General features: G+C 63.0%; 20 protein-coding genes and 1 pseudogene. 9 read left to right on the plus strand and 12 right to left on the minus strand.

The window, feature by feature from the left end; all coding sequences use genetic code 11:
* The first annotated feature begins 148 nt into the window (after positions 1-148).
* Positions 149-619, plus strand: coding sequence for a GNAT family N-acetyltransferase (locus ACIOU8_RS12510; RefSeq protein WP_400789889.1), 471 nt, complete (start codon positions 149-151; stop codon positions 617-619).
* A 3-nt stretch (positions 620-622) separates the two neighbouring features.
* Here the strand turns inward: ACIOU8_RS12510 and ACIOU8_RS12515 are convergent, their stop codons facing one another.
* A complete protein-coding gene (locus tag ACIOU8_RS12515; RefSeq protein ID WP_400789892.1) occupies positions 623-1,579 on the minus strand; it encodes a G5 domain-containing protein in 957 nt (318 codons plus the stop codon).
* A gap of 337 nt (positions 1,580-1,916) precedes the next feature.
* Here ACIOU8_RS12515 and ACIOU8_RS12520 point away from each other — a divergent pair, with 337 nt between their 5' ends.
* Positions 1,917-2,483 (plus strand): dihydrofolate reductase family protein, encoded by a 567-nt coding sequence (locus ACIOU8_RS12520; RefSeq protein WP_400789895.1) that lies wholly within the window; start codon positions 1,917-1,919, stop codon positions 2,481-2,483.
* Here the strand turns inward: ACIOU8_RS12520 and ACIOU8_RS12525 are convergent.
* The gene (locus ACIOU8_RS12525; protein WP_400789898.1) at positions 2,459-3,682 is read right to left on the minus strand and encodes an FAD-dependent oxidoreductase; all 1,224 of its coding nucleotides are present in this window, start codon (positions 3,680-3,682) and stop codon (positions 2,459-2,461) included. The genes ACIOU8_RS12520 and ACIOU8_RS12525 overlap by 25 nt on opposite strands.
* A gap of 102 nt (positions 3,683-3,784) precedes the next feature.
* On the opposite strand from ACIOU8_RS12525, the gene ACIOU8_RS12530 reads away from it, so the two are divergent.
* Positions 3,785-4,354, plus strand: coding sequence for a TetR/AcrR family transcriptional regulator (locus ACIOU8_RS12530; protein WP_400789900.1), 570 nt, complete (start codon positions 3,785-3,787; stop codon positions 4,352-4,354).
* A gap of 74 nt (positions 4,355-4,428) precedes the next feature.
* A complete protein-coding gene (locus ACIOU8_RS12535) occupies positions 4,429-4,839 on the plus strand; it encodes a DUF1428 domain-containing protein (RefSeq protein ID WP_400789902.1) in 411 nt (136 codons plus the stop codon).
* 10 nt (positions 4,840-4,849) lie between these two features.
* Here ACIOU8_RS12535 and ACIOU8_RS12540 read toward each other — a convergent pair whose 3' ends face one another.
* On the minus strand, positions 4,850-5,230 hold the full coding sequence (locus ACIOU8_RS12540) for a hypothetical protein (protein ID WP_400789904.1): 381 nt from the start codon (positions 5,228-5,230) through the stop codon (positions 4,850-4,852).
* Positions 5,231-5,261: 31 nt separating this feature from the next.
* The gene (locus ACIOU8_RS12545; protein ID WP_400789907.1) at positions 5,262-5,573 is read right to left on the minus strand and encodes a hypothetical protein; all 312 of its coding nucleotides are present in this window, start codon (positions 5,571-5,573) and stop codon (positions 5,262-5,264) included.
* Between the two features lie 73 nt (positions 5,574-5,646).
* Between ACIOU8_RS12545 and ACIOU8_RS12550 the strand changes: the two genes are divergently transcribed.
* Positions 5,647-5,922 carry a hypothetical protein gene (locus tag ACIOU8_RS12550; protein ID WP_400789909.1) on the plus strand — a complete coding sequence of 92 codons (276 nt, stop codon included), beginning with the start codon at positions 5,647-5,649 and terminating at the stop codon, positions 5,920-5,922.
* Between the two features lie 3 nt (positions 5,923-5,925).
* Here ACIOU8_RS12550 and ACIOU8_RS12555 read toward each other — a convergent pair.
* The 4 genes and pseudogenes from ACIOU8_RS12555 to ACIOU8_RS12570 all read right to left on the minus strand — a co-directional run.
* Positions 5,926-6,042: pseudogene (locus ACIOU8_RS12555) on the minus strand (short-chain dehydrogenase); the annotation flags it as partial.
* A 60-nt stretch (positions 6,043-6,102) separates the two neighbouring features.
* The gene (locus ACIOU8_RS12560) at positions 6,103-6,372 is read right to left on the minus strand and encodes a DUF3850 domain-containing protein (RefSeq protein WP_400789912.1); all 270 of its coding nucleotides are present in this window, start codon (positions 6,370-6,372) and stop codon (positions 6,103-6,105) included.
* A 2-nt stretch (positions 6,373-6,374) separates the two neighbouring features.
* The gene (locus tag ACIOU8_RS12565; RefSeq protein ID WP_400789914.1) at positions 6,375-8,444 is read right to left on the minus strand and encodes a hypothetical protein; all 2,070 of its coding nucleotides are present in this window, start codon (positions 8,442-8,444) and stop codon (positions 6,375-6,377) included.
* A gap of 152 nt (positions 8,445-8,596) precedes the next feature.
* Positions 8,597-9,598, minus strand: coding sequence for an SDR family NAD(P)-dependent oxidoreductase (locus tag ACIOU8_RS12570; RefSeq protein ID WP_400789916.1), 1,002 nt, complete (start codon positions 9,596-9,598; stop codon positions 8,597-8,599).
* A gap of 82 nt (positions 9,599-9,680) precedes the next feature.
* Here ACIOU8_RS12570 and ACIOU8_RS12575 point away from each other — a divergent pair, with 82 nt between their 5' ends.
* A complete protein-coding gene (locus ACIOU8_RS12575; protein WP_400790118.1) occupies positions 9,681-9,830 on the plus strand; it encodes a TetR family transcriptional regulator in 150 nt (49 codons plus the stop codon).
* A 370-nt stretch (positions 9,831-10,200) separates the two neighbouring features.
* Here ACIOU8_RS12575 and ACIOU8_RS12580 read toward each other — a convergent pair whose 3' ends face one another.
* The 3 genes from ACIOU8_RS12580 to ACIOU8_RS12590 all read right to left on the minus strand — a co-directional run bounded on the left by ACIOU8_RS12580 (position 10,201) and on the right by ACIOU8_RS12590 (position 17,351).
* Positions 10,201-11,121 carry a hypothetical protein gene (locus ACIOU8_RS12580; RefSeq protein WP_400789919.1) on the minus strand — a complete coding sequence of 307 codons (921 nt, stop codon included), beginning with the start codon at positions 11,119-11,121 and terminating at the stop codon, positions 10,201-10,203.
* A 399-nt stretch (positions 11,122-11,520) separates the two neighbouring features.
* The gene (locus tag ACIOU8_RS12585) at positions 11,521-12,435 is read right to left on the minus strand and encodes a restriction endonuclease (RefSeq protein WP_400789922.1); all 915 of its coding nucleotides are present in this window, start codon (positions 12,433-12,435) and stop codon (positions 11,521-11,523) included.
* Between the two features lie 35 nt (positions 12,436-12,470).
* Positions 12,471-17,351 carry a DEAD/DEAH box helicase gene (locus ACIOU8_RS12590; RefSeq protein ID WP_400789924.1) on the minus strand — a complete coding sequence of 1,627 codons (4,881 nt, stop codon included), beginning with the start codon at positions 17,349-17,351 and terminating at the stop codon, positions 12,471-12,473.
* 759 nt (positions 17,352-18,110) lie between these two features.
* Here ACIOU8_RS12590 and ACIOU8_RS12595 point away from each other — a divergent pair.
* Entirely contained in the window at positions 18,111-18,983 is an 873-nt protein-coding gene (locus ACIOU8_RS12595) for a hypothetical protein (RefSeq protein WP_400789927.1), read from the plus strand.
* A gap of 830 nt (positions 18,984-19,813) precedes the next feature.
* On the opposite strand, the gene ACIOU8_RS12600 is transcribed toward ACIOU8_RS12595, so the two are convergent.
* Positions 19,814-19,942, minus strand: a complete 129-nt coding sequence (locus ACIOU8_RS12600; RefSeq protein ID WP_400789929.1) for a hypothetical protein — start codon at positions 19,940-19,942, stop codon at positions 19,814-19,816.
* Between the two features lie 931 nt (positions 19,943-20,873).
* Between ACIOU8_RS12600 and ACIOU8_RS12605 the strand changes: the two genes are divergently transcribed.
* Complete coding sequence (locus ACIOU8_RS12605) at positions 20,874-21,578, plus strand: hypothetical protein (RefSeq protein ID WP_400789932.1); 705 nt, start codon at positions 20,874-20,876, stop codon at positions 21,576-21,578.
* A gap of 508 nt (positions 21,579-22,086) precedes the next feature.
* Positions 22,087-24,528, plus strand: a complete 2,442-nt coding sequence (locus ACIOU8_RS12610) for a hypothetical protein (protein WP_400789934.1) — start codon at positions 22,087-22,089, stop codon at positions 24,526-24,528.
* Positions 24,529-24,530 lie beyond the last annotated feature (2 nt).

Consider the following 24,530-nt stretch of genomic DNA (forward strand, 5'->3'; position numbering starts at 1 on the left):
CTCAGGAAGAGTCGGGTTCGTCCACGGGCTCGGCCCCGGAATTCCGTGGGACGGATGCGTCGGCCGACCCGTTCGTCCTGAGTTGTGAACCGGCGACGCCGCTCACCGGCCCGAAACAACGAAGCTCCGACCCGAGAAAGGCCACCACATGACCACCGTCACACGTCGAGCCACCCCGCATGACGCCGCCTCTCTCGCCGAGATGCTGCACGCCTTCAACACAGAGTTCGACAGCGAGACGCCGGGGGTCGAGACTCTCGAACCGCGGCTGCGGACCCTGCTGGCCGGAGCAGAGACCTTCGCCGTGCTCGGCGGCGATCCCGCGGTCGGTCTCGCGCTTGTGACCCTGCGCCCGAACGTGTGGTCTGACGGACCGGTCGCGTTGCTCGACGAGATGTACGTCTCGCCAGAACAGCGGGGCAGCGGCGTCGGGAGTGCGATCGTGCAGCACATGGTCGAGATCTGCCGGGAACTCGGCGTCGCGGCGATCGAGATCAACGTCGACGAGTCGGATGCCGACGCGATGCGCTTCTATGAACGGCACGGGTTCAGCGGGCTGGTGTCCGATACCGGCGAGCGGGCGTTCTACTTCTACAGGTCGCTGGAGGCTGACGGTTAGCGACTAGTCGCAGGCGATCCCGTCTCCGTCGCGGTCGAGGTCGTAGATGTCCGAGCCGACGACCTGCACCGGGCCCTGCACATACGCCGGCCCGTTCCCACTGCCGCCCGCGCAGTCGACGTCGCTGGAGATCGGTACGCACGCGCCGGTGTAGTTCGGGTCGCATCCACCGCCGCCCTGCTGCACGAGCGGCACCGGTGCGGGCGCGGGAGCGGGCACGGCAACCGGCGCGGGAGCCTTGCTTCCGATCGCCGTCACCTCGTTGACCGGCTGCACAGAGACGGCCTCTCCGACGACCTCGCGAGACACTTCCACGCCGTCGACCAGGGTCACGCGATACGTGATCACATTCACGCCGTTCACCCCGGCGGCGACGAGCGCTGTGGCGCCTTGATCGAGCTGAGGGTCGTCGACGGTGGTCGCCGCGAACGGCACGGGCACCTCTTCGATCGCCGTCTCGAACGTAGTCGGAGTGGGGGTCGGGCTGGGCTTCGGGGTCGATGTCGCCACCGCCGCGAAGTTCTGCGGTTCGGATGCCGTCGGGGTGCCTCCGCTGTTCGCACTCGCGATGCCACCGCCCGTGACAAGCAGCGCGGCCATGCCCAGGGCGGCCACGCCCGACATCCGTGACCGGAGTCCCAGCGCGGGGAGAGGGCGAGCCACCATCACATAGAGCGCGATACCGACCATGGCCGTGGCGACCAGCAGGATCGCGATCGGCGACAGCCGGGCGAGCACTCCGCCGACCACGAGTGCGCCGACGATGATCCCCGCGGTGCGCCACCCCGTCCGTCGCTTCGCCGCAACAGGCGCTGCGGGCGGGGCTGGTGCGGCCATCTGCGTCGTCGCGGCGGCAGCGGGCGACGGTGACGTGGCATCCGTCCAGCGATGGCCGTCCCACCACCGCAGCTGATTCGGATTCTCCGGATCTGAGTGCCAGGACGCAGGCGGCAGTGACATGAGAGTTCCCCTCGACAGTGAGGCGACGAATCGCCAGCGCCCCCAGAGCGCTGTGACCTGTATATCGGTATGTGGACTCGGCGGACAAGTAACGATTCAATGCAGATCGGTTCAATCTGCGAGACGTCAGCGCCGCTATGAGAGGCCCCACCCGAGCCGAGCTGAAGGGCAGGGGTCGAAACCATGAATCTCAAGCCTCAGATTCATGAGTCTCTCGTCATGCATAGGCGATGACAGACATGGGACTGATGTGATCCGATGCGTCTTCCACAGGATCGATTGGTGTGGTTACGTCGTTCATCACAGCCACGGATGTCTATCGAAGGAGATCGGCGAGATGAGACCACTGCGCTATTCGATCAACGTCACGCTCGACGGCTGCGTGCATCACGAGGCCGGCGTCGCTCCTGACGAGGAGCTGATGCAGTACTGGACCGCCGAGATGGAGCGGGCGGATGCCGTGATCTACGGCCGAACGACCTACGAGATGATGCAGTCGGCCTGGCGTCGCCCGGCATCCGGAGCCTGGCCCGACTGGATGAGCGCGTGGGAGATCCCGTTCTCCGAGGCCATCGACCGCGTGCCGAAACACGTCGTGTCGAGCACGCTGGATGCCGTCGACTGGAACGCCGACCTGATCCGAGGTGACCTGGCCGAGGCGATTCGCGAGCTGAAGCAGCAACCGGGTGAGGGGCTGTCCGTCGGCGGGGTGACTCTTCCCCTGACGCTCGCCGAGCTGGGACTCATCGACGAGTACACCTTCGTCGTGCATCCGATCATCGCCGGCCACGGCCCGAGACTCCTCGACGGACTGAGCGAGCGCACCCGGCTCGAGCTCATCGACCGCCGCGAGTTCGCGTCGGGAGCGGTCGCGAACCGCTATCGTCCGGCGCCGGTCGCCTGACTGCGGCGATACCTGCCGGCACCGATCCATCCGGCGACCCCGAGCAGCGGTCCGGCGGCGAGCTGAGCCAGTGGGTTGCCGAGAGCCCGGATCGCCCGCACCGGACCGAGAGACTCCTCGATCGCGGGCACTGCCCAGTCGTCGATCCGGGCCTGGTAGCGCGCCACCGCGGAGTCGATGTCGGGCTCGGTGATGAGGGCTTCGGCGAGTGCGCCGGCCGAGCGGATGGCGGTCGACCCGGCCCGTCCGCCGGTGGGAGGCATCGCGTGCACTGCGTCACCGACCGCGGTGATGCGGTCGGGATCCCACGGAAAGCGCGGCGCCTTCGGGTCGGCGGCGCGGAACGAGAACGCGGCAGTGCGGTCGGGATCTGAGTCGCGGATCACTCCCGGCATCCATGGAGTCCAGCGGTCGACGAGGGCGGATGCCGTCGCGACGAGCTCGTCGGAGGACGCCGCTTGCACCGCACCGATGCTGTCGCGCCGGGCGATCAGGCCCCACACGAGTGATGGCGGGCCGACGGCGTCCGCGAGTTCGGGTGGGATGTCGCGCAATCCGCGCGATGTCAGCGAGAGGAACATGCCGACGCCGTGACGGTCGACGGCGAGGGCGGGTCCGCGCAGCAGGTAGCGCGGAAACCGGGTGCGCCGGGTCAGCGGTGTCGAACCGGCGATGCCGACCAGGCCGGTGTCCGAACTCGTGTCGGGGGTGATCGAGCGAAGAGTCGCCGAGCGGGCGCCATCGGCCGCGACGACCAGGTCGGCCTCGATGCGCGAGCCGTCCGCGAGCGTCACGCTCGCCCCGCCGTCGTGGGCTTCGGTTGAGGCCACGGTCGAGGAGAATCGCAAGCGCTCGCCGAGGTCTTCGCTGAGGATCTGCCGCAGCGCGCGACGCTGGCACAGCATCCGGTCTTGTCCAGGCGGTTCGGGCGCCACGACGATCGGTCGCAGGCGCGAGTCAGCGACCGTGAACTGCGAGAACGTCTCGGGGCCGTCGGAGACAGAGCGGATGCGGTCGACGAGTCGGCCCGCAACGTGCCGCTCGATCACAGCGACCGCCTCGGGAGTGAGGGCGATGCGGTAACCGCCGGTGTCGGCCGGATTCGCATCGCGGTCGAGCACGATGACGTCGGCGTGGTCGCGCAGGGCCTGGGCGAGCACGAGTCCGCCGAGACCGGCCCCGCTCACCACGATGCGCATGAGTCCAGCTTGGCGGAGGCAGGCCGCGAAGTCACCGGTCTCCGGTCGTTGAGCGAGGCGCGATGCCCCGAGACGGAACGTGGTGACCAGTAGCCTGTTCAGATGCCCCGTCCCCGAAGTGAAGCCGCGCGCCAGTCCGTGCTCGAGGCGATGCGCGCTGCCGTCGTGGCCGGTACGTACGAAGCGGTGACGATCGAGGGGCTTGCCGAGACCGCGGGAGTCGCCAAGCAGACGATCTACCGCTGGTGGCCGTCGAAGGCGGCGATCCTCGGCGAGGCGCTGCTCGAAGGAGACCTGCCAGGGGCGGATCCCGCAGTCGCGATGAGCGACGACATCCGGGCCGACCTGCACGCCTGGTTCTCGGCGATGTCAGCCGGTCTCGCGAAGCCCGAGGGCGTGGCCCTCGCCCGGGCGTTGATCGCGGTGACCGCCACCGACCATGAACTCGGGCTGGCGCTCAACGAGCGTCTTGCGGCGCCGATCCGCTTATGGGTTGCCGAACGCATCGCGCGCGGGCAGTCGGCGGGCGAGATCCGGGCGGACGTGGATGCTGACGCGATCGCCGACCAGCTCATCGCCATGGCGTCGTACGCGGCGCTCATCGGTCAGCCGTTGAGCGCAGAGCGCGTCGAGGAGACGGTGACGCGGCTGCTGCGGGGCATCGCGCGGTAGGGCGCGCCTGGTCGGGTGAGGCCGACGGTGGATACTCTTGCGACAGACACTCACTGCTGAGGACTGGAGCAAGAATGGTCGTCGCTGACATCACGATCGTTCCCGTGCCGACGGAACGCAAGGCCGCGTATCTGGACTTCGCGAAGCGGATGGCGAAGGTTTACCGCGATCACGGTGCGATCAGCGTCGTGGACTACTGGCAGTCGAGCGATTCAGCCGACCCGGGTGACTTTCACGCAGACGGCGCATCGTACGAATCGGGTGAGCTCAAGAGCATCGCCGACCTTGCGGGAGCGAAAGCCGAGGAGTCCGTCGTGGTCACGGTGACGACCTGGCCGTCGCGCGAGGCTCGTGACCGCGGAACCGCTGCCGTCACGAGCGATCTTCGCGTTCTCGAGACGCTCGATGAAGACCCAGTCTTCGACGGAGGTCGCGTGATCGGTGACAGCTTCGAGATCGCGATGACTGTTCAGCAGGAAGAGTGACGGGCTCCGGTCACGGGGTGCAGTAGGCGAGCATCGCGTCGGTTGCTGTGCGCATCTCCGTCGTCGCCGTATCAAGGCCAGCGATGTCGCCCGCGATGGCCTTCTCGCCCTCGACGGCGAATGCGTCGATGCTCGTCGTCCACGAGTCGCGGAGTGTGACGAACTCCTCGGGTCCGTCAACACCGCGGATGTTCTCGGCGACGTTTCTGACCTCATCGAGAGCCGCCTGTGCGGCCTCGGGAGTCGGCGAGCTGACGCTGCCGATCACACCGGTCACCTGCGCGGCTTGAGCTGCGACCTGGCCGCAAGCGGCGATGGTCGACGCCTGAGAGCATCCGGACAGCAGCAGAATGCCGACGGCGAGCGTCGCGAGCGCGGGGAGCTTCTTCATAGAGCCAGGGTAGGCGGGGGAGATGTGAGATCTACGCCTGGTCGTAGGCAGGACCGACGAAGGTCACGGGCTTTCCGGCTACGCGCGCGTAGTCGATCTCCCGCATCGTGGACTCGCCGAAGTAGTCGCCGCGGTTCACGACCACAACCCGATCGGCCAGGTCGATCTTGCGCAGGTGCAGCTCGCCGAGAGCCGCCTTCTGCTCGTCAGTGATCGGGGCGTCGACCTCGCCGGCCATCAGGACGATGACGCCAGCGAGTGTCAAGGACTGGCTCACTGCTCGCATGTCCTCCGCGAACCGCATGGAGCCGCAGATGCAGACGATCTCGGGACACTCAGGCACGGGTTTAGTCTCTCACCGCTCTGAGAGCAGGCCGCCTGACCTCACTAGCGAAGCTGCAGTCTACGCTCGCCTCATGAGCGAGCCCGCCGCCGATCCCTCCCCGATCCAGCAGCGCATGGCACTGCAGCGTCAGCGGAACTTCGCGCTGTACACAATTGTATTTTCCGCGGTCATGTTTCCCGGATGGGCCGTCACTATCGCGATCGATTCGAGCGCGCCATACCGATGGATCAGTCTCGCAGTCTTTGGCGCCGGAGTGGCCCTCGGGGTCTCCCAGATGCGCAGGGCGCGTCGAGCGATCGGCGAGTTCGAAGGCCGACACGGTCGCCGTGCCGGCCTCCAAGACTGACGCTTACTGCACCGAGCATCCACCATCGGATGCCAGCACGGCACCGTTGATGTTCACGGCGTCGCCCGAGAGCAGGAACGTGATCGACGCGGCGAGGTGCTCGGCGCTCGCGACCGTAGGTGAGACGCGGCTATTGCGGGATCGAGCGGGATTGCTTCACGCGACTCACTGCATGGATCGCTATGCGGCGCCTAATGCGATGGAAAGAATACAGAAGTCGGGATGTAGGCCGCCCGCCGACACCGCGCAGGGGACTTCAGCGGACGTCAACGATGTCACATGAACAAGCTGCTGCGCCCCGGTGTACTCCCCCTTATCCGGGTCGTACTCGCGCAGAAGCAAGCTGTCACCGACTGAGAAGCATCGATCGTTGCGGCGGAGCTCGTGAGTGCGGACTCCCGCGGCGATCGGCCCGAAGAAGGCTGGCCAACTCTTCAGCTCATGTTGCATGCTCACATCCCTACCTTCACGAAGCTCGCAAGATCGATATTGATTCTACCGGCGGCCACAGACGGAGGCGGGACTGCGACGACTTCGAGACTCCTGACCTTTAAAGGCGCTGGCGAGGTCGAGGAGACAGGTGCCTCAGCCCATTCGACATTTGTCAGGGCATGCTTTGTGCGATCGAGTTCTCTGATTGCAGCGCGCAGTTGTCCCTCGATGATGCTCACCAATTCGTGGACGACATCATCCTTGAAAACTCTTCGCTGAAAGCTGTCTAAGAAGACTACGCCGATAACGGCCTGGGAGCTTTCGTCGATAATGGGAATCGAGAGAAGCGACTTCACCTCATCGTCCATTGGTCGAGACCTCGTGGTCAGGCTGAGCTGATTAGTCATTTCGGCTTTTAGGTCTCTAGGTTTGACCTTTTTGGCATTACGGACGATCGCCCGGGTTTGATACGCCTGACCGATCGCAGAGTCTGAGGTGGCGTACGTTCGTGCGGCCGTCGAAAATCCCTCCTCGAGTGCCAAGCCCTGGTAATCGCAGCATTGCTGAAGGTAAATTACGCGACCGACAGGAATTGCCCGGTGAAGGGTAACTCTCAATCGCTTGCTTTGACGGTGACCTCTCGCTTCGATGTACTTGGCGACGGCGCCGCAGATGCTTGCCGCGATAATCTGAGTCACGGGTGGTAGATACTCACGATTCCAGTGCGAGCGTTGGTCGGACTTTGATCGATTCATGGGGCGGTCAAAATACCCTGCATCCCACATTACGGCATCGGTTTGCCTGCAGCGGAGGCGTAGCAGTTCTTCCGCCACGTCTTCGGTGTGCCCCACCAGTAGTTCTTCTTGCAGCGAATTGCTCAAAGTGGTCAAAAGGTGTGAGAAACGATTGGGCCCGTGTCGGAGGACAACATTTGAGTTTGCGTATCCGTCGGCGGCCGTTTGGAGGTTCGGTTCAACCTGGATCTCAAAGGCGCCAACTCTGAACAGAATCCAAGCCAGAACCTGGTTCTGGAACGAGACCCGTCTCGCGAACAGTTCGCTGAATCCACGTTCTCCGCGGAGATTCATCGCGGCGGACGTATCATGCCGCAGGCGTCGTCGCATTCTGTCTTCGACTAGTTTCGCGTCTGCATCGTAGTCGTCCCAGATCTCCTCCAGCGCGGCGATTGCGCTCTCGGAGGGCTTCAGATCAAGTTTTGTGACACGAAGTCGTTCAATAAAATCATCTAGGTTGGCGAAGAGTTCGCCAAGAATTCTGTCCTGTCGGAAGTTCATGATTCGAAGGCGGAATAGGTCGATCCAGCCGCCGTCCCCGTGGCCTGACACCACATGCCGTGTGACGGACCTGTTCAGCGAAGGCTGAGCAAGAGTCTCATTACGCCAGTACGACATGCCTCCGCCCTTTTCAACTCCGAAGCCAACTGCAAGGACCACCAAATCGAAGGCCTCGCGTCGGCCAACGTGAGCGTCGGATCCCTTCGCCGTCGAGGGCTGGCTCGGCTCGCGTTCATGGCCAATCCACTCGATGTATAACTGCCCGCCCTCGCGAGAGAGCCTGGTTCGCGAAGTGTTGCAGAACAAGCTCAACGTTGGCTCATGGCTGTCCACAAGTTCGCTCCAGGCCGATTGAACCTGCACAGCTACATCACTCGCTCTACCGGCGGTCCAGTTGAGTAGCGGAGAGGTGGCAGAGGAAGCTTGGCTCCCCGGGGATGGCCAGTCGTAAATATGCGGGTGGAGCCAGCGCGAGTCTGATCCCTGTTGTAAAGGAATTACCGAGTCCAGCTGCTCCAATATTGTGATCTCAGCATCGATCTCTTTGCCGATCAGGCCCGCGGCGAAGGTCAAGCCAGCGAATCCCGCTCCAAGAATGGCGATCTTTGGACGTGTCTCCATACGGCGTGCCTCGGCGAGGGCCCATGCAAGGTTGAGTGCTCGCACCTGCTGGCTTAGTACAGTGACTGAGTCGTCGAACAGCCCGATCGCGAATATATCGGTGCCCGCGAGGACGCGATAGCGCTCCAAGACGTCTCTGGGAGGCGGGGATGGAGCGCTATTGGCGGCTGACATGCTTCGAACCTACTGCTAAAGCCTCAGTCGTGCGTCCGAACGTTGCCGCATTTTCTCGCCAGCGATCAGTCGCTCTGATAGCCCAGGGATAGTCCAGGAACTGCGGTTGACGCAGCGTGGCGACGATGGCTCGATGCCGAGAGTTCCAGTACTCACTGCACCGACCATCCGCCATCAGATGCCAGCACGGCACCGTTGATGTTCACGGCGTCGTCCGACAGCAGGAAAGTGATCGACGCGGCGAGGTGCTCGGCGGTCGCGACCGTCGGGATCGCCTGCTGGAACGGGGCCAGGCGACCGGAGCCGTACTCCGACATGTTCGGGGGCATCGGGATGCCGGTGGCGACGCCGCCCGGTGCGACGGAGTTCACGCGGATGCCCTTCGGTCCGTACATGAACGCCGCGGACTTCGTGACCCCGATGATGCCGTGCTTGCTGGCCGTGTAGGCGTTGCCCGACGCATTACCTCGCAGGCCCGCTTCGCTGGCAACGTTGAGGATCGAGCCGCGGCCGGCCTTCTCCATGATCGGCAGCACCGCGCGCATGAGCTTGAAAGGGGCGGTGAGGTTGATGGCGATGACGCGGTCCCAGACGGCATCCGTCGTCTCGCCCGCGGGGGAGAAGTCGTCGTTGATGCCGGCGACGTTCGCGAGGGCATCGATGCGGTCGCCCGCGGCGGCGATGACGGCGTCGATCGCGTCCTGCCTGGTGAGATCTCCGGCGACGGTGGTGATGTCGGCATCCGGCAGCTCGGCCTTCAGGGCATCGAGTTTGTCGGCGGCAATGTCGGAGGCGATGACGCGTCCGCCTTCGCGGGCGATGCGGGATGCCGTGGCCTTGCCGATTCCGGATGCTGCGCCCGTGACGATCACGGTCTTGTCGGCGAAACGTCCAGCGGTGGGCTCCTCGGTCCAGCCCTCGGACTCATCAGCCTCGGGGATCTCGCCGCCGTTGGCCGCGCGCACGAGGTTGTCGACGACCGACTGCGGCAGCTGGCCCTGACTCATCGCGACGAGCTGCTGCAGCGGCAGGCCGAGCACGGGAGTGAGGAGCTCGGGGTCGGCCCCCGTCTGCTCGAAGAGTGCGCGGATGAGTGGCCCGCCGGTCGGGTCGTTCATCCAGTCGCCGATGGTGGAGTGTGCGGTGAGGGCCATGTTCTTTCTCCTTGCTCGGTTGCCATCGTAGTTTCGCAACGGGTCGTCTATGTATTGCCCAGTGTACGCCTCTGTACGGAGGATGGATGGTTGTCTTCGCAGCGAAAAAGCCCGGCAATTGGTGCTGGCGGCGATAGGGCGTGCGCTCGTCGTGGGCGGATACGAGGCCGTGACAATCGAGGGTCTCGCCGAGTCCGCCCAGGTATCGAGGCAGACGATTTACAGGTGGTAGCCGTCGATGGCTGTGATCCTCGGTCAGCCGAGGCGCTGCCCGGTCACGAGACAGGTGAGCACGCAGGCATCAAGATCCCACGCAGGTGCTGACGAATTGTGTTGCAGATTCAAGTCAAGGGGCGGCGCCGCCCCCCGCGGCGAGGAGGCCCGCGATGAGAGTCCCGGTGACACCGACGATCGCACCCCCGACCGTCGCCACGACGATGACCCACGAATCTAGGCTTGCACCTTTCTGCTCCACGGCGCCCCGCACAAAACCGAGGTCCATGAGCCGCATAGCTTCTTCGTCTTCGTCGCGGTCATCCGCAGAAATCTTCTTCCGTCCTCTGCTGGCGGATTCGAGGAAGTGCGCACGATGTTGGTTCCAGTCACGAGTTAGCGTCTCGATCGAGATCAGTGCTAACCAAAGCGATGCCAATAGCGCCGTTCCCGATCGCGCGGCCTCCTCTCCAGATCACGTTGCGCGCTTGGGCTTCTGCCTCCACCATGTCGCGGGCGAGTAGCTCCGCAACCAGCGCGCGAGAGCGTTGTTCTGGCGTAAGGATCCGTCGACCCACGTTCTTGTATTGCGCGAATGCTTCGGACGAGCGCGAGAGATCCTCCCAGACCCGCATAACGAGCTCCTCGGGCCCGCCGTCTACGTGAACATGTGTCGCTACAACGGGAAAGCCTCGCTTGACGTAACCAATCGCACGATCGGTGCCCGGATACTGCACAACGCTGAGAACCCGGTGGGCAAACAGATTCTTGCAGCCCGGGCTGCAAGCCTGCACGACCAAACGCGCACCGGCGGATATGGCCGCCTGCTCAAGAATCTCGACGACGATCTGTCCCCCTGACCTAGGCGGAACCCTCTCTTCCTCACCCCGCTCCCAGCCCAGAACAACGGTCAGGCCATCCCACACGACCCAATAGTTATCGCTGGGAACGTCGGCCTCGTCGCGGAATAGTGGCTGGTTTTTGATAGGGACGTGTATGCGAAAACGGAGAGGATCCGGGAAGTGCGGAGCTATGACGCCGTCGGCACCGGTAATCAACTCGAAAGTATCGATCTTCTCGCTTGGCGGGTACATCTTGCTTTGAGACGACCAGGCAACGCGAAGAGGATCCGCCGTCACTGACGCCACACGCGGGTCGTCATCGAGGGCCTTCTGCAGAGAGTCGCGCAGGTTGGTCAGATCCGTTCGCGGCCGCTCCATCGCCAAGAAGAAGGTTCCGAACCGGACGAAGTAGCGGCCTGCTGGCTCAGGGTGGCTCCCGATCTCCTCAGACTCATCGAGATCGCCCAACCGGACGACCGAACCGCTGACGGCAGACTCTTCTGACGCAGGACCCCCCCAAGACTCAACACGACAAAGTTAGTGGCGTCTACGGAGGTTTGTGATGTCCGACACGATTATGCGTGTATCGAAAACTTGTCCCATTCCAGCTGTCGACTCCCTCCACCCCTTCAACGGGCCACCACATGTCGCCCAACACGTCGTCGAAGGTGCCGAGGGATCTCTCAAGCGCGTCGGAACCGACGATATCGCCGCGCACCTCTTGGGTGCCCACGGCGACCGTCAATGCGGTGATGAAGCGAGAAACCCTATGTCGGGTCCCGTCCCTGTGCACCATCTTTCGCGAAGCGATTCGCGTAGTGACGGGTAGATCGCGAGATCTCGCCTGATGAGGTGAGGGGTCGGCGGTCAGTTGAAGTAGTCCTCGTCGACCTCGACGGCGCTGAAGTGCTTCTCCTCCTGAACGCCGACGCGGTACGCGATCATGAGCTCTACGAGCCGGGAGCCGTCGATCAGGATGATCCGCGACGGAACCTTATTCGCGTACTCGATCGCACCACCGGTGAACGCGCTGGTCGTGAGGAACACACCTCGAGATGCCCCGAAGCCGTGCAACGCTCCGACGAACGCCTGGATCGCCTCACGCCCGACGTTGTTGCCTTCCTTGTAGCGCTTGGCCTGAACATAGACCTGATCAATGCCGAGCGCGTCTTGGTCGATGAGGCCGTCGACACCCTCGTCATTCGTGCCGCCAATGCGCTTGCCCCGTTGGGCCGCACCGCCATATCCCATCCTCAGCAGCAGGTCGACGACCGCTTGCTCAAAGAAGTCAGGATGGCTGTCGCGCAACCGGTCGAGGAGCTCGTCACCGACGCGCGCCTCGATGCGAGCGATCGCGTCTTCGATCACCTCCACCGGATCAGAGACCTCGTCCGATTGTGGTGACGTGGTTTCGTGCGCCGAGTCGGTCGCCTTCTTCGCGGGCCAGAACGGCGCGAACACCACCTTGGCCAGGCCGTAGTCGAATCCGTCGGGGCACTGTGCCAGAGCCGCGCGACCGGCTTCAGTGATCAGGTACCGTCCGCGTTCGGGCCGATCCACCCACTGCGCCTTGCTGAGGTTGCTCAGCGCCCAGCCCATGCGCTGCTCGAAGCGGGTACCTCCCGACTTCAGGGTCTCGGCGCGCGCCTCGTCTCCCACGTTCGCGTAATCGGCGACCGCATCGAAGACCTCGCGGCGATGGCGGCTCTGTCCGTCCGAGAGCATTTGCAGCGTAGGGACGACGAGCATCGGCCAGATGGGGACGAGTGATTCTTCAGACATACGGTTGTTCCTTGAGCTTCGCGGCCTGCGCCATCTCAGATGCCGAGGTCGGGCAGACCGTCGACGATCGCCATCGTGTCGAGGCTTACGCGGGTGATGCGGCCAATGAGGTCGATGATGTATCGAGGTTGCTCGTGCTCGCGTGACCAGTCGTTGGGGTCGTTGACGATGCCAGAGGGCTTGTCAGTCTTCACCTGGTAGCGCTCGATGATCCAATCCAACGCGGATCGGCTACCGAGCATGTAGCGTTGCGCTTCTTCAGGGATGCCGTCGAGGTCGATGAACGCGTTGTAGCTGATGCGGGTCTTGTCCCACGCGCCAGCCTTGCCGGCGTACTTCATCTTCTGCACCGTGAACCGTTCGTACGCATCCTCCGGCGCGCCCATGCGGATGGTTTCGGTGAGCGGATACGGTTCCACGGTCTCGTAGCCGATGTGCAGATCCGACAATTCTCTTCCAGCTTTGGCCAACGCCTCGAAGCGTTCACGACTGGGCACCATCGGAATGCGCGGCAACCGTTTCTTCAGGTCTGCCGAGTACCGTTCGCGGTACTCGGGCGAGTGCAGCAGACCGTACACGTAGAAGAAGATGTCATCCTTCGTGACCTGCCCGCCGTAGTGTCGCCGGTATTCGTCGAGCGCCCAGTCGGTGATGTTGTCTACGCGCTCCGGCTCCTCGAAGAGTTGATTGGCGTCAGGCTGGGTGTACGAATAACGTGCGAAAAACTGGCCGCCGTTACCAGCTCCCGGGAGTACCAGGTCCTGAAGCACCTCAGAGATCAACGTCGTGAAGGGCGAGCTTGCGCCGGGCGCAGTCACATAGAAGCCCACATTCGGGCTCGAGGGTAACGGGAAGAATCTTGGCTGCTGGCCTCGCTCATGGTTCAAGTACTGCGCGAAGTAGACATGCTGTTTCTGGAACGGTCGATACAGCCCTGCGCGCAGCGAGGCAGCCGCGAAAACAACCCGCGTGCCCTTCGCCATTGCGCCCCGAAGACTTCGAGCCCAGCTAATCCTTGTCTCATCCGGGTCGATAAATTGCTCAACTGGCTTGGGCATGCCGGCCTTCTCCCACCGGTCGACCTCGGCGTTGTAGTTCTTGATCATCCGGCGTACGTTCGACTCGACTTGCTCAGACGAGTAACCGTAGACCCAAGCGTCTCTATTTGTCTGGAGTCCAGCGCCGTATGTGCGGAAGATGGTGCGGCCGGTCGTGTCCTTCTTGTCGCCAATAGCCGGGTAGGTGTCGTAGTGCGGGTCGCGCTGGTCGACCCAGTCACCCTCCGGGTTCGGGGTGATCGTCTGCCAGTCGAGCGTGCTGAGGGATGCGCCGTCGACGGTGGTGAGCTTCTCGTCGCGGGTGAGGTAGTCGCCGATGTCTTTGTAGTGCAATGCGCTGTCGGCGACCGTGCCGGGGCGCTTGATGAGCAGCAGGACTGCGACGGTGTTTCTTGAGCCTGAGTCGAAAATCTTGCCGCCTTCTTTGCGACTCTGCTCACCGGCGGTGCGCTGATTGCCGCGCAGGTTGTAGACATAGATGTCGTGGAACTCGCGGGTGAGTGTCTTGCGTAGTCCGTCGGCGGTGTTGCCGTCGATGTAGCCGCCGTTGGAGACGTAGCAGATGATGCCGCCGTGGTCGGATTTCAAGACGCGATTAGACGCCCAGCGGATCGCGCGGATGTAGGAGTCGTAGAGCGAGTTCTTGTTTGTCGCGGTGGACAACTTCGCGTAGGTATCGCGGATGCTCGCGTCGAGGGTCGGGTACTTGAGGTTCGCGTTGTTGTCGTTGCCGCTGGTCTGTCCAACCGAGTAGGGCGGGTTGCCGACGATTACACGGATGTCGAGCGCGTTCTGATCGACGACTCGGTCGCTGTTCGAGGTGAACACGCGCTCGTCGAGTGCGTCGCCGTCTTCTGTCATCTGGAACGTGTCGGTGAGCACGATCCCGCCGAACGACTCATAACTAACAGCATCCGCATCTTCGCCACGCTCACGTGCCCGATCTTGTTGGAGAGCGTGGAAGGTCGCTTCGATGTTGATCGCGGCGATGTAGTACGCCATGAGCAGGATCTCGTTCGCGTGCAGCTCTTGCGTGTACTTGCGCAGCAGATCTTGCTGGTCGATCAGCCCGGACTGCAACAGCCGCACGATGAACGTGCCGGTGCCAGTGAAGGGGTCGAGCACGTGTACCCCTTCGTCGCCGATGCTCGCGCCGAAGTGCTCGGCGAGGGCGTCATTGACGGCACGAAGGATGAAATCGACGACCTCCATCGGCGTGTAGACGATACCTAGGCTCTCGGCGACGCGAGGGAAGGCGAGTTTAAAGAACCGCTCGTAGAGCTCAGTGATGATCTTCTGCTTGCCCGCTGCACTCGTGATCCCTTCCGCGCGTACTTGGACTGAGCGGTAGAAGTTCTCCAGCTGTGCCGTCTCGGAGTCGAGGTGGTAGCCGTCGAGCACGGCGAGCATGCGGTCCATCACCTGTGAGACCGGGTTGTGCTCGCTGAACGCGTAGTCCTCGAACAGGGCATCGAACACGGGCTTGGTGATGAGGTGCTGCACGAGCATGTCGACCGCGTCGCGGCGGGTGATGCCGTCGTTCAAATTCGCCTGCAGGGCTTCGTGGAAGTCAGAGAACTCAGTCTGCGCGTCGGGCACGGTGTCGAGGATCGACTGGATGCGGGTGACTTGACGGTCGGCGATGTCTTTGACATCGCTCGCCCAGTCCTCCCAATACCGGCGGTCGCCAACCTTCTTAACCATGCGGGCGAAAATCGCGTCCTGCCACTCTGCTGCGTTCGCCATCGAAAACAGGGCGGCGTTCGCGCCGGCATCCGATGATGCCGAGCCGGCGTCGCGGTCGTTACCGCCTCCGCCGATGCCGATGACGTCGATGCGATTGTTGGCGTTCTTATCGAGGTCGATCTTGTTGATCATCGCTTCGAAGCGGTCATCGTGTGCGCGCAGTGCCTGTAGCACGTCCCAGACGACTTTGTACTTCTTGTTGTCGTTCAGTGCCGTCTCGGGATCCTGCGAGGCGGGCACCGCGATCGGCAGGATGATGTACCCGTACTCCTTGCCCTCGGCGCGGCGCATCACCCGCCCGACGGCCTGGACCACATCGACCTGCGAGTTGCGCGGGTTCAGGAACAGCACCGCGTCGAGGCTCGGCACGTCCACACCCTCGGTGAGGCACTTCGCGTTCGTGAGGATGCGGCACTCGTCTGCCGCGTCTCCGCCCTGCAACCAGTCCAGCCGGGCGGAGCGTTCCAGTACGTTGAACGTCCCATCGACGTGCTTCGCCTGCAGCTCGAGGGCCGAATCACCATCGCGGTCGTTCATTAGCAGCTCGCGGCCGATGACGTTCATCTGGTTTGCGATCGCCTTGGACTCTTTGATGTTCCTCGCGAACGCGACCGCCCGCTGCATCGGCGCGTCATCCGTGATCGAGAGGCGTTCGCCATTCACGCCGCGCTTGGAGAGACCGTTCCAGCATCCGACGATCCGAGCGACGTCATCGAGGTTCATGTCACCCTCGCGTGCGAGGAGGTCTTGGAAGCTGGTCGCGACCGACTCTTCGTCGACGGCGAGGATGAGCACCTTGTAGTCAGAGAGGTGCCCCATCTCGACGGCGCGACCGAACCCGAGGTGATGGAGCTCCGGGCCGAAAGTGTGCTCGTCATCCATCGAATAGGTGACGATGCCGTCCTTCGCGGCCTTTGCCTTCGAGTCCTCGACGTACACGCGCGGAGTGGCCGTCATGTACAGCCGCTTCTTCGCCGCGAGGAACTCGGTGTTGTGCACGCGCACGAACGCGCTGTCGTCACTGCCGGGCTGCGAGATGCCGGTGGTCCGGTGCGCTTCGTCGCAGATCACCAGGTCGAACTCGGGGAGTCCAAGTTGCTGCGCCTGGTGGATCACATCAATCGACTGGTAAGTGGAGAACACGACCGAGATCGTCTCCTCGCCTGTGGAGATCTGGAAACGGTGGAACAGCTTCGCCGGGTCGGTCGTCGCGGGGAACCCCAGATCGTGGGCGGAGACGTCCTCGTTCTCCTTGCGCCCCACCGAGGAATCCGAACACACAGCGAACGGCCGGATCGGGACACCGGCCTGCGCAGTCCATTCGTTCAGCGTCTGCTGCAGCAGCGCGATCGACGGCACAAGGAACAGCACCGAACCACCAACGGGGACATGCTCCTCCACGAGCTTCAGCGACGTGAAGGTCTTGCCCGTACCGCACGCCATAATCAGCTTGCCGCGATCGTGCGTCTGGAACCCGGCGATCACGTCATCGATCGCCTCGCGCTGATACTTGCGTGGAGATTTACCGGGCCCCTTGTACAGAACCTCTGGCGTGCGTGGGTCGAACAGCGACCAGTCGATCCGGGAATCGGCAAGATTGTTGAGATCCACACGCTGTACAGGCTTGGATTGATCGTTGAGCGCCGCCTCGGCGTGCTTCGACCAATTCCGTGCCGTCGTGACGATCATCCCGCTCGCGAACGGAGCCTTGCCCAGCTCAGTGAAGAACGAATCGATCTCCTGCTTCGGCAACGACCGGGCGGGGTCATAGAACTTCGCCTGAATCGCCGTGAGCTCACCGGTGTACCGATCCTGCGCGACCAGGTCGATGCCCGTATCGGGTCGGCCAGCACGCCCCGGCCACTCCTGCCACATCCACACATCGGAGAACAGGTCCACATACTTCGGCTCTGTCTGCAGGTAGCTCTTGAGGAACCGCTCGAACTTCGAGCCTTTGTCCCGCTCGTTCGTCGCCGATCGGTACATGTCATCCAGCAGGTCCCAGAGAGTGACCTGGGGATTCGTCGGCTTTAACGAACGCCGCAGCAGTCCCGCCGTCCCCTCGCCGTCAGGCGTCGCGGCATCCGGCGTCGATGTGAAAGAGGCAGACATACGCCTATGCTCTCGCAAACTCGACTCCGCATGTTGAGACGGATCGACGCGTGTCTGCTCTTCATGCGTCGTCGCGAGCTATGAGGTGAGGCCCATCGAGTGCCCCGATCGCTGCAGAGCCGGAGAGCACCATCTCGCGGCTCCGCATCGTTCAGCTCTACTCGAACCTGCCGGTCAACCTTCCCACATCCGCTGACTCGCGTCGTTCATCCCGACGATCTCCACGGTCATTCCGAGCGCCGCGTACTTCGTCTCGATCGCGTCGAGCGCCGCCAAGGTCGACGAATCTCACACATGAGACCGCGACAGATCCATCACCTCCCGAGAAGTATGCTCCGAGTGCGAGAACAACGTCGTCCGATCGTTGCTCGGCGCGCGGAACAGCTCTCCGTCCACGACGTACGCGACGGCATTCCCTGACACCGAGCGGGTTACCGACACGAAGTGCGCCACCCGCCGCACGAACAGCACTGACGCGACGGGCACCCCACCGACCACGTCGATGGAACGCGCTCCTTTGCACAAGTGAAGCACTACGCCTCGTCCTTCGGCGTCGCGGCAGTCCGGGAACTTGCCGGAATCGCAGCCAGCGATCCTCGACGTCGACACGCGTTGTTCTTCATAAGCACGGGATACGCGCGCTGCGAAATTCTGCAAGCACAGTGGAAGGAAAGGCCATGCACAGCGAAAGGACTGGCATCCGAAGGCGAAACCGTCGTCATTGCCAGTGATCGACGTCGGGTGTGCGATGATTCCGGGATGACGATCGCCCTCCTGGTCAAGGTCAACGACGGCTTGATTCTGTCATCCGATAGCGCGACGACCCTCAGCTTCAATCAAGGCAGAGCGAGCACGGTCGCCAACATCTACAACAACGCCAATAAGGTGTTCAACCTGTACAAGGGATTGCCGGTCGGGGCCATGACCTGGGGGCTCGGCAGCATGGGTCCGGCTTCGATCGCCACGCTCGCCAAGGACTTGAGGCGACGCTTCATGGGTGAGGACTTGGCTTTCGCCGGCTGGGAACTCGACGAAAACAGCTACACGATCGAGGGCGTTGCCGAGAAAGCAAGAGAGTTCCTCCATGATGGTAGGTACGAAAAAGTAGTTGCGGACGCCAACGCTGCCGGTATGCCGGTGCCCGTGTTCGGTTTTCTAGTTGCTGGCTACTCAAGTTCGGCGGACGAGCCGCACGCGTACGTGATCTCTTTCGACGACGCGAACCCGTCAGGCGACATCCAAGAGGTGATCCCAGAGGAGGCCGGTGCCTCGTGGTGGGGGATGCCTGACGCGATCGCTCGGATCCTCGGTGGTGTAAGCACTGCCTTCCCGCAGACACTCTTGAACACCGGCTTAGTCAGCACTCCTGCAGATGCCTTGAGCATCTACGCAGCAGTGCAGAACGAACTCAACTCGCAGATGGTGTCGCCGGCGATGCCGGTGCAGGACGCCATTGAGCTGGCCGAGTTCCTGGTCCACGCGACGATCCAGTTTGTTCGCTTCTCGCCCGGCAACCCTACGGTCGGCGGGCCTATCGAGATTGCTACAATTACGAAGCACGAAGACTTCAAGTGGGTTCAGCGAAAGCACTTCTTCGACACGCGCTTCAATCGACTGAATGGACACTCATGATCGATCAGAACGTACTTGGCTCAGGCTCTTACTCGTCAGCGCCTCTCGGCGCAGCGCTCCGCGAGTCGCAAGCATTCGCGGGGAGTACTTCAATCTCGACCCAGAGGCTTGGCGCCTCCGGGGGTCTCAAGATCGAAGTGATTCGTCCGCGAACAGGAACTGGAAGTACCTCGATCGAGCGCACAGGGCGTCGCTAGCGCCGAAGTAAGGCGACTGTGATGCGACTTCCACGAGCGTTACGGCCCTGCGTTGGCATCAGTCGTCAAGCGCCTCGGGGCGTCAGGATCCCCTCCTACACGCCCTGGAGAATCACGAAGGGGTGAACGAGAGGGTTCTCGAAGCTATAACGGCACTTCCGCTTGACTCCGTGCTTCCGAAGTACGAGTCCGCGATCGCTCGCGAATGCGTTGAGGTGGCCCGCAAACTGCGACGTCAGTTACACCTTTCCGGCGGAGGTGCCGTCGGTGGGACGGTCGCAGGAGTGGCTCACGGGGCGGAGCCTGCGTTCCGGTACTGGGCCTGCGCGAATGTGGATGCGGCGCGGGGCCCGTGCGGGCGAAGACCGTCGAGGCGCAGCCGAAGCACTGTTTCGGGCAGTGGACAAAACGAAGGCCGCTCAGCGGAGTACCCCTCGCAGGTCGACGCGACCATCCTGTTCTGGGACGGCCTGTACGGCCCCACATCTGGCGAGAGCGGGCTGTGCCGCCAGTGGCTCGAGGTGCTGGCAGACGCGTCGTGAGGCGGGGATCCCGTTTCTTGTCTCGCTTCGCTCGCTCAACGACCAGGGGAGTCGCCCCGGTGGGCTCTCCGAGGCGGCGCCGCCCCGGGGATCACACCGGCCCGAGCACCCGCTCCGGATCCGCATCGAGCACCAGCCCATCCAAGTGGCTCCCCATGATGACGCTGATGCCCTCGAGATGCGACGCCAGCTCGCCCGCGGTCGTGCCCGACGAGATCACCGACTGCAGCCCCCGATCAGGTGAGAGATCATCGAATGATCCTGCATCCGGATCGTGTCGGCAGCTCCGGATGATCCTCGACGAGTGCGGGGAACAGCATCCGATCCTCGCCCTCGTGATGCCCGGTGAGCGCAGTGCCGAATCCGTGGCAGAACAGCAGCAACAGATCACGGGATGCCGCATCGGCGCGCTTGCCGTCGGCGACGGCGTCCTGCGCACCGCCAGCGCCTCACGCAGGCGAGCGTGCACGGCTCGCAGTTCATCAGCCCAGGCGATTAGCTTGGCCTTCTCGCCCTCAGGCACCGGAGGGCGAAGAGATCGACGGGGTCATGTCGCGCTCCTCGGGTCCCACGCCTCCATGCCTGGCACAGACTGCCATCGACACGCGACGCTGCGGCCACGGTAACAGGTCGGATGCTGCACGGGATCGTGACCCTGCGATGTCGCAGCTCCGCGCGCGGATGCCGACTCTGGGGGCGTGATGCTGCGCTCGCTTTCCGGTGACGTTGCGCGAGTGAGAGCGCCACCGATGATCATCATGTGGAGTAAGACGACGCTCGATGGTCGGGACAGGCATGACAGTGCCCCAGCGAGGCGATTGCGCGTGCGGTGGCGGAGGGGCGACAGCGTCGCACGGCCGTGGTGCACACGACCTCCGCGTGTCCGTCCATTGAGCGCGAAGGTACGATCGGATAACAACTCTGAGATGGACCGGCCGCTCCGCCGATGCGTCTGGATCGCCGGTGCGACCGAACTGAATTCTGTCTGGGTGGGCTGGCGCGCTTCGAAGGCCGCCGTCAGCCCAAACGGATTTCGTGCTTCGAGGGCCCCCAATCTGCTGCCGCTGTGCGGCGGAACCCGCAGGAAGTTCACGTCGTCGCCCTGACGTGTCTGATGTTATGTGGCCAGTTTCCTTCGGTAGCATTTCCCCATGGCGGATGGCGGCGACGACGAAGACTTGCTGGTCGAGATAGCCACGACAGACAAGTATCGAGCGCGTTCGAGTTCGGTTGCTGCCCTTACTGCCGCTGCCGCGGCGGCGCTCGCGGCAGCGCTGGCTTTGAACCCGACTCTGGTCGCTTTCCCGTTTATTACGCGAGTCCTGGCAATGACCTCGGTTGTATTGCTAGTACTCGCAACGGGGGTCTTCGTGGTCGGGTCCGTTCTCCACGCGCGTGCGACGGCGGCAACAAGGGCCGGTCGCGCTGTCAATAAGTTCTTCCGCCCGTGGGAAGCGCTTTTCGAACGCAAGGAAAGCGGGCCAGACGCCGAGGAGTATCGACGTTCGATCGAGTCTGTGCAGCGTCAGATCATGCGGGCAACCGACGTCGGGATGTGGTTCGCCACAGGTGCCATCCTGACTATCATCGCGGCGCTCATCTCAATGCTTCTCATCAACGAGCATCGTGAAGTGCTGGCTTTCAGTCTCTCCGACAACTCACCAACCAAGGCGCTCTGCCCCTCGCTTCCGGAAGTGTTCGAAGCGACCGCAAAGACCGTCGAGCTTCGGTCGCTGGGAGATGCCCTGACCCTAGAGATCAGCAGCGATGTGTGCGGACTTGGGGCCTCCGAGGAGTTGGTCGAGTTCACAGTCGCGCGGACGGACATACTCGTGATTCGGCCGGTCGCTGAGTGAGCGCCGAGTTCGTTATCGAGTGGCACGAACTGTTGCCGTTCGACGACATTGAATGGCAGTCCGCGCTCCAGCTTGCTGTTGGCATGCTGCGAAGCGAGTCACCTGTTCGGTTTCGCGCGCCCGCGGACGATCACTCCGACTTGCTTGTAGTCGGTTACATGGCTGGAGACCACGACCGCATAGTGCAGGGGGACACATTCGCCGCGCTCCTTCGGGCCCGCTCTGACCTAGGATCTACCACCGTCCTATTGGTGGCATGTGCGCAGAGGAAGCCCGCACTTCGACTGCCGGAAGTTCGAGAACTTCTCATCGGTCAGGGACCTGGGTTGCGTGGCGCGCGTCACCTGCGTACCAACATTCCCGACGCGTTAACGATGGAATGTCGCCGCGTGCTAATCCAATGCTTGGAAGAGCGACATCTGATGGAGCTGCCACCGACACAGCTCGAGGACGGAGCCATAGTGCGCGCCCCGCTTGTTAGTCCCCGAAGAAGGAGGTACGAGGCCATATGAACATCCAGCCAGTAAGCGTGGCTTGGATCGCTGCGGTACTCGCGCCGTGGACGGTTTCGCCTCATCCGAATTTCGGCGCAGGCGAGATCACAGCTGCGCAGGCGCTCGCCCTAGTGACGGAACGTCGCAATGCTCATGCTGACGGCGAGCAGTCTGACATGAGTTCGTCGTGGCCCGGCTGGGAGGGTGAGCTCGTAAGCGCAGCCCAGTCGTCGCTTGTCGCCGCAACTCAGGCCGAAGCGACCGAAGCACTATGGACCATTGCGCAGCGAGGCGACTTGGAGGTTGGCGCTCGCGTCGCAGCGGCAGCATATGCCGCTCTCGGATCGCTGGAACTCGAAGACGCCTCCCGCTCGGTCGACCTACTAGGCGTGATTGCTACGGAGCTGTCCGATGTCGCTGCTCCTCAAGATTTGTCTCCGTCGTATCGACTTGCAGTAGCTGTTCTACATCAGCAGCGGGTAGTGCGCGCGTGCGACTCCCTTCGGTTCGAGGATGCTCAGGCGAGCATCGCCGAGGTCAACCGTTGGTTGCCGAGCGCGTCGGTAGCCGGACTAGAGAAATTCTCCGTGTCAAAGGGCATCAGCTGGAGTTCCGTACGGGTGCAACGAGACATTCTTGCAGCGATGAGGCACAACGCTTCGGCCGCCAAAGCGACGATTGAGAGGTTCGGCGGCCGCGGGTGGGTCCGTGTCGTTCGCGCTCGGAGTGGTTGGATCGATCTGCGGCAACACCTACTCGAGAGAAACCGCGGCACCGCCATCGTGCGCGAGGCATTCGAAGCTCGGCTCGAATCCACGTCCGGAAAGCGAGTGTTCGGGCGCGAGACAGCGACCGACGTTGCGTACAGCGCTTTGCTCATGGCTGAGCTATCGGGCGATGTGGGCGTAGCGCGTGCAAACCGAGCGGAGATGGCCAAGATTCACCTTCTTGAGCGCGACGATGCTGAGTTTCACGTGCGCGAGGCGTTGCGTCTACTTCGGCAATCCAATGACACGGCTTCTCTCAAGGCTGCGCTCGCGTGGGTACGGGCGGAAGGCCCTCTAAAAGCTTTGAGGGATGACGCTCTCAAAGTGCTTTCTCGCGCCGTGCGCGATCGTTACGCGTCGGAGTCCGATCTGCTGGTCCTGGAGGGCGCCGCAGACATCCTTGAGCCAGCGGAGCTCGCACAGGGCATTGATGTCGCGCGGATTCATCTTGAAACGATGAAGCGCACGAATCGATACGCATGGACGCATCTTGACAATGCGTGGAAGGCGACTGCTCGCTTCCTGCCTGGCAGCGAGCAAGATGACGAAGTCGCACGAAGCGCGAGCGAACTCCTCCGTGAGCCGAAGGCGCTTGTGCGCCCCTTGTCCAATACGCTCGCTCGTGTGGTTGGCGTGATCGAGTGGAGCCGCGTTCAAGATCACGTTCGCGACAGATGGTCGCAGTGGGTGGAACGTCAATCTGCCACTGATCCGGAGCTTGAGGCGTTGGTGTTCCAGCTCCGTGAGGCGCTGCAACTCCCTGACAATGGGCTTGAGCATTCCTCGGGCCTCGAGGCGGCGGCGATACTTGCGGATGATGGACTTCCACCCGAAGCACCCGAGTCGCAACTCCGTGACGCGCGGGAAGCGATCATCTCGGCACTCACCGCGGAAGCAAGAGCGGCAGCTAGTGGCAGCTTCGCTTTCGGTGGGATCGAGCCTGCGAATGTTGGCGTGGCGTTCGCACTTCGTTTTGACGATCCGATCGTCTGGGAAGCGGTCACTAAGCACCTCATCGATGCGAACGTGTTGTCTGACTTCAAGGAGTCGGCGCTAGAGCGCCTCGCATCCAACGCGGCGAGGGTGCCCGCGAGTACTCGCGAGCGATTGGCGGTCGACTGGCGCAAGATCGCGGAGTCGCGTCGAGATTCATGGTTTGGTGGGGATAATCTGCCTCTCACTCCGGAAGCGCTTCGCATGGCGGCGGCATTCGAAGCGCTCACTCCAACTGAGGGACTCGAGGCAGTGTTGCGGCTCAGCGCGTCCGGCAACGTCGGACGGATGGAGGCAGCGCGCTCGATCCCGCTCATTGTCAATTCGAACGAGGCCACGTGGGCTCATGTGCTGTTACTGCAACTAGCAGATGACGGCAACCCGGATGTCCGGGCTGAGGCGGGCTTTGCCATGATTCAGTTGCTTTCTTCCGAGTCATTCGCTTCGGAGATGATCACTCAGCGCGCGAAGGCGTTGCTGCAATCGGACGGCATTCGTTGCCCGCTTCGGATCCTTCACGGCCTGCAATCGCTCGCCGCCTCCGGGTCTCAGTCGGTGGCTCCATGGCTTCCGTTGGTTCGGACGATGGCGAGGTCGGATCAGCGGCGAATCATCCGCGGTGCTGCAGCAGAGTTGATCAGGGTCGCGGACCTCAATGGACTGAGTGTCTCGGGCCCCGGCGTCAACGAACGGTAACC

It is taken from the genome of Microbacterium sp. NPDC087589 (genome assembly GCF_044743635.1).
In the GTDB taxonomy this organism is placed as follows: Bacteria; Actinomycetota; Actinomycetes; order Actinomycetales; family Microbacteriaceae; genus Microbacterium.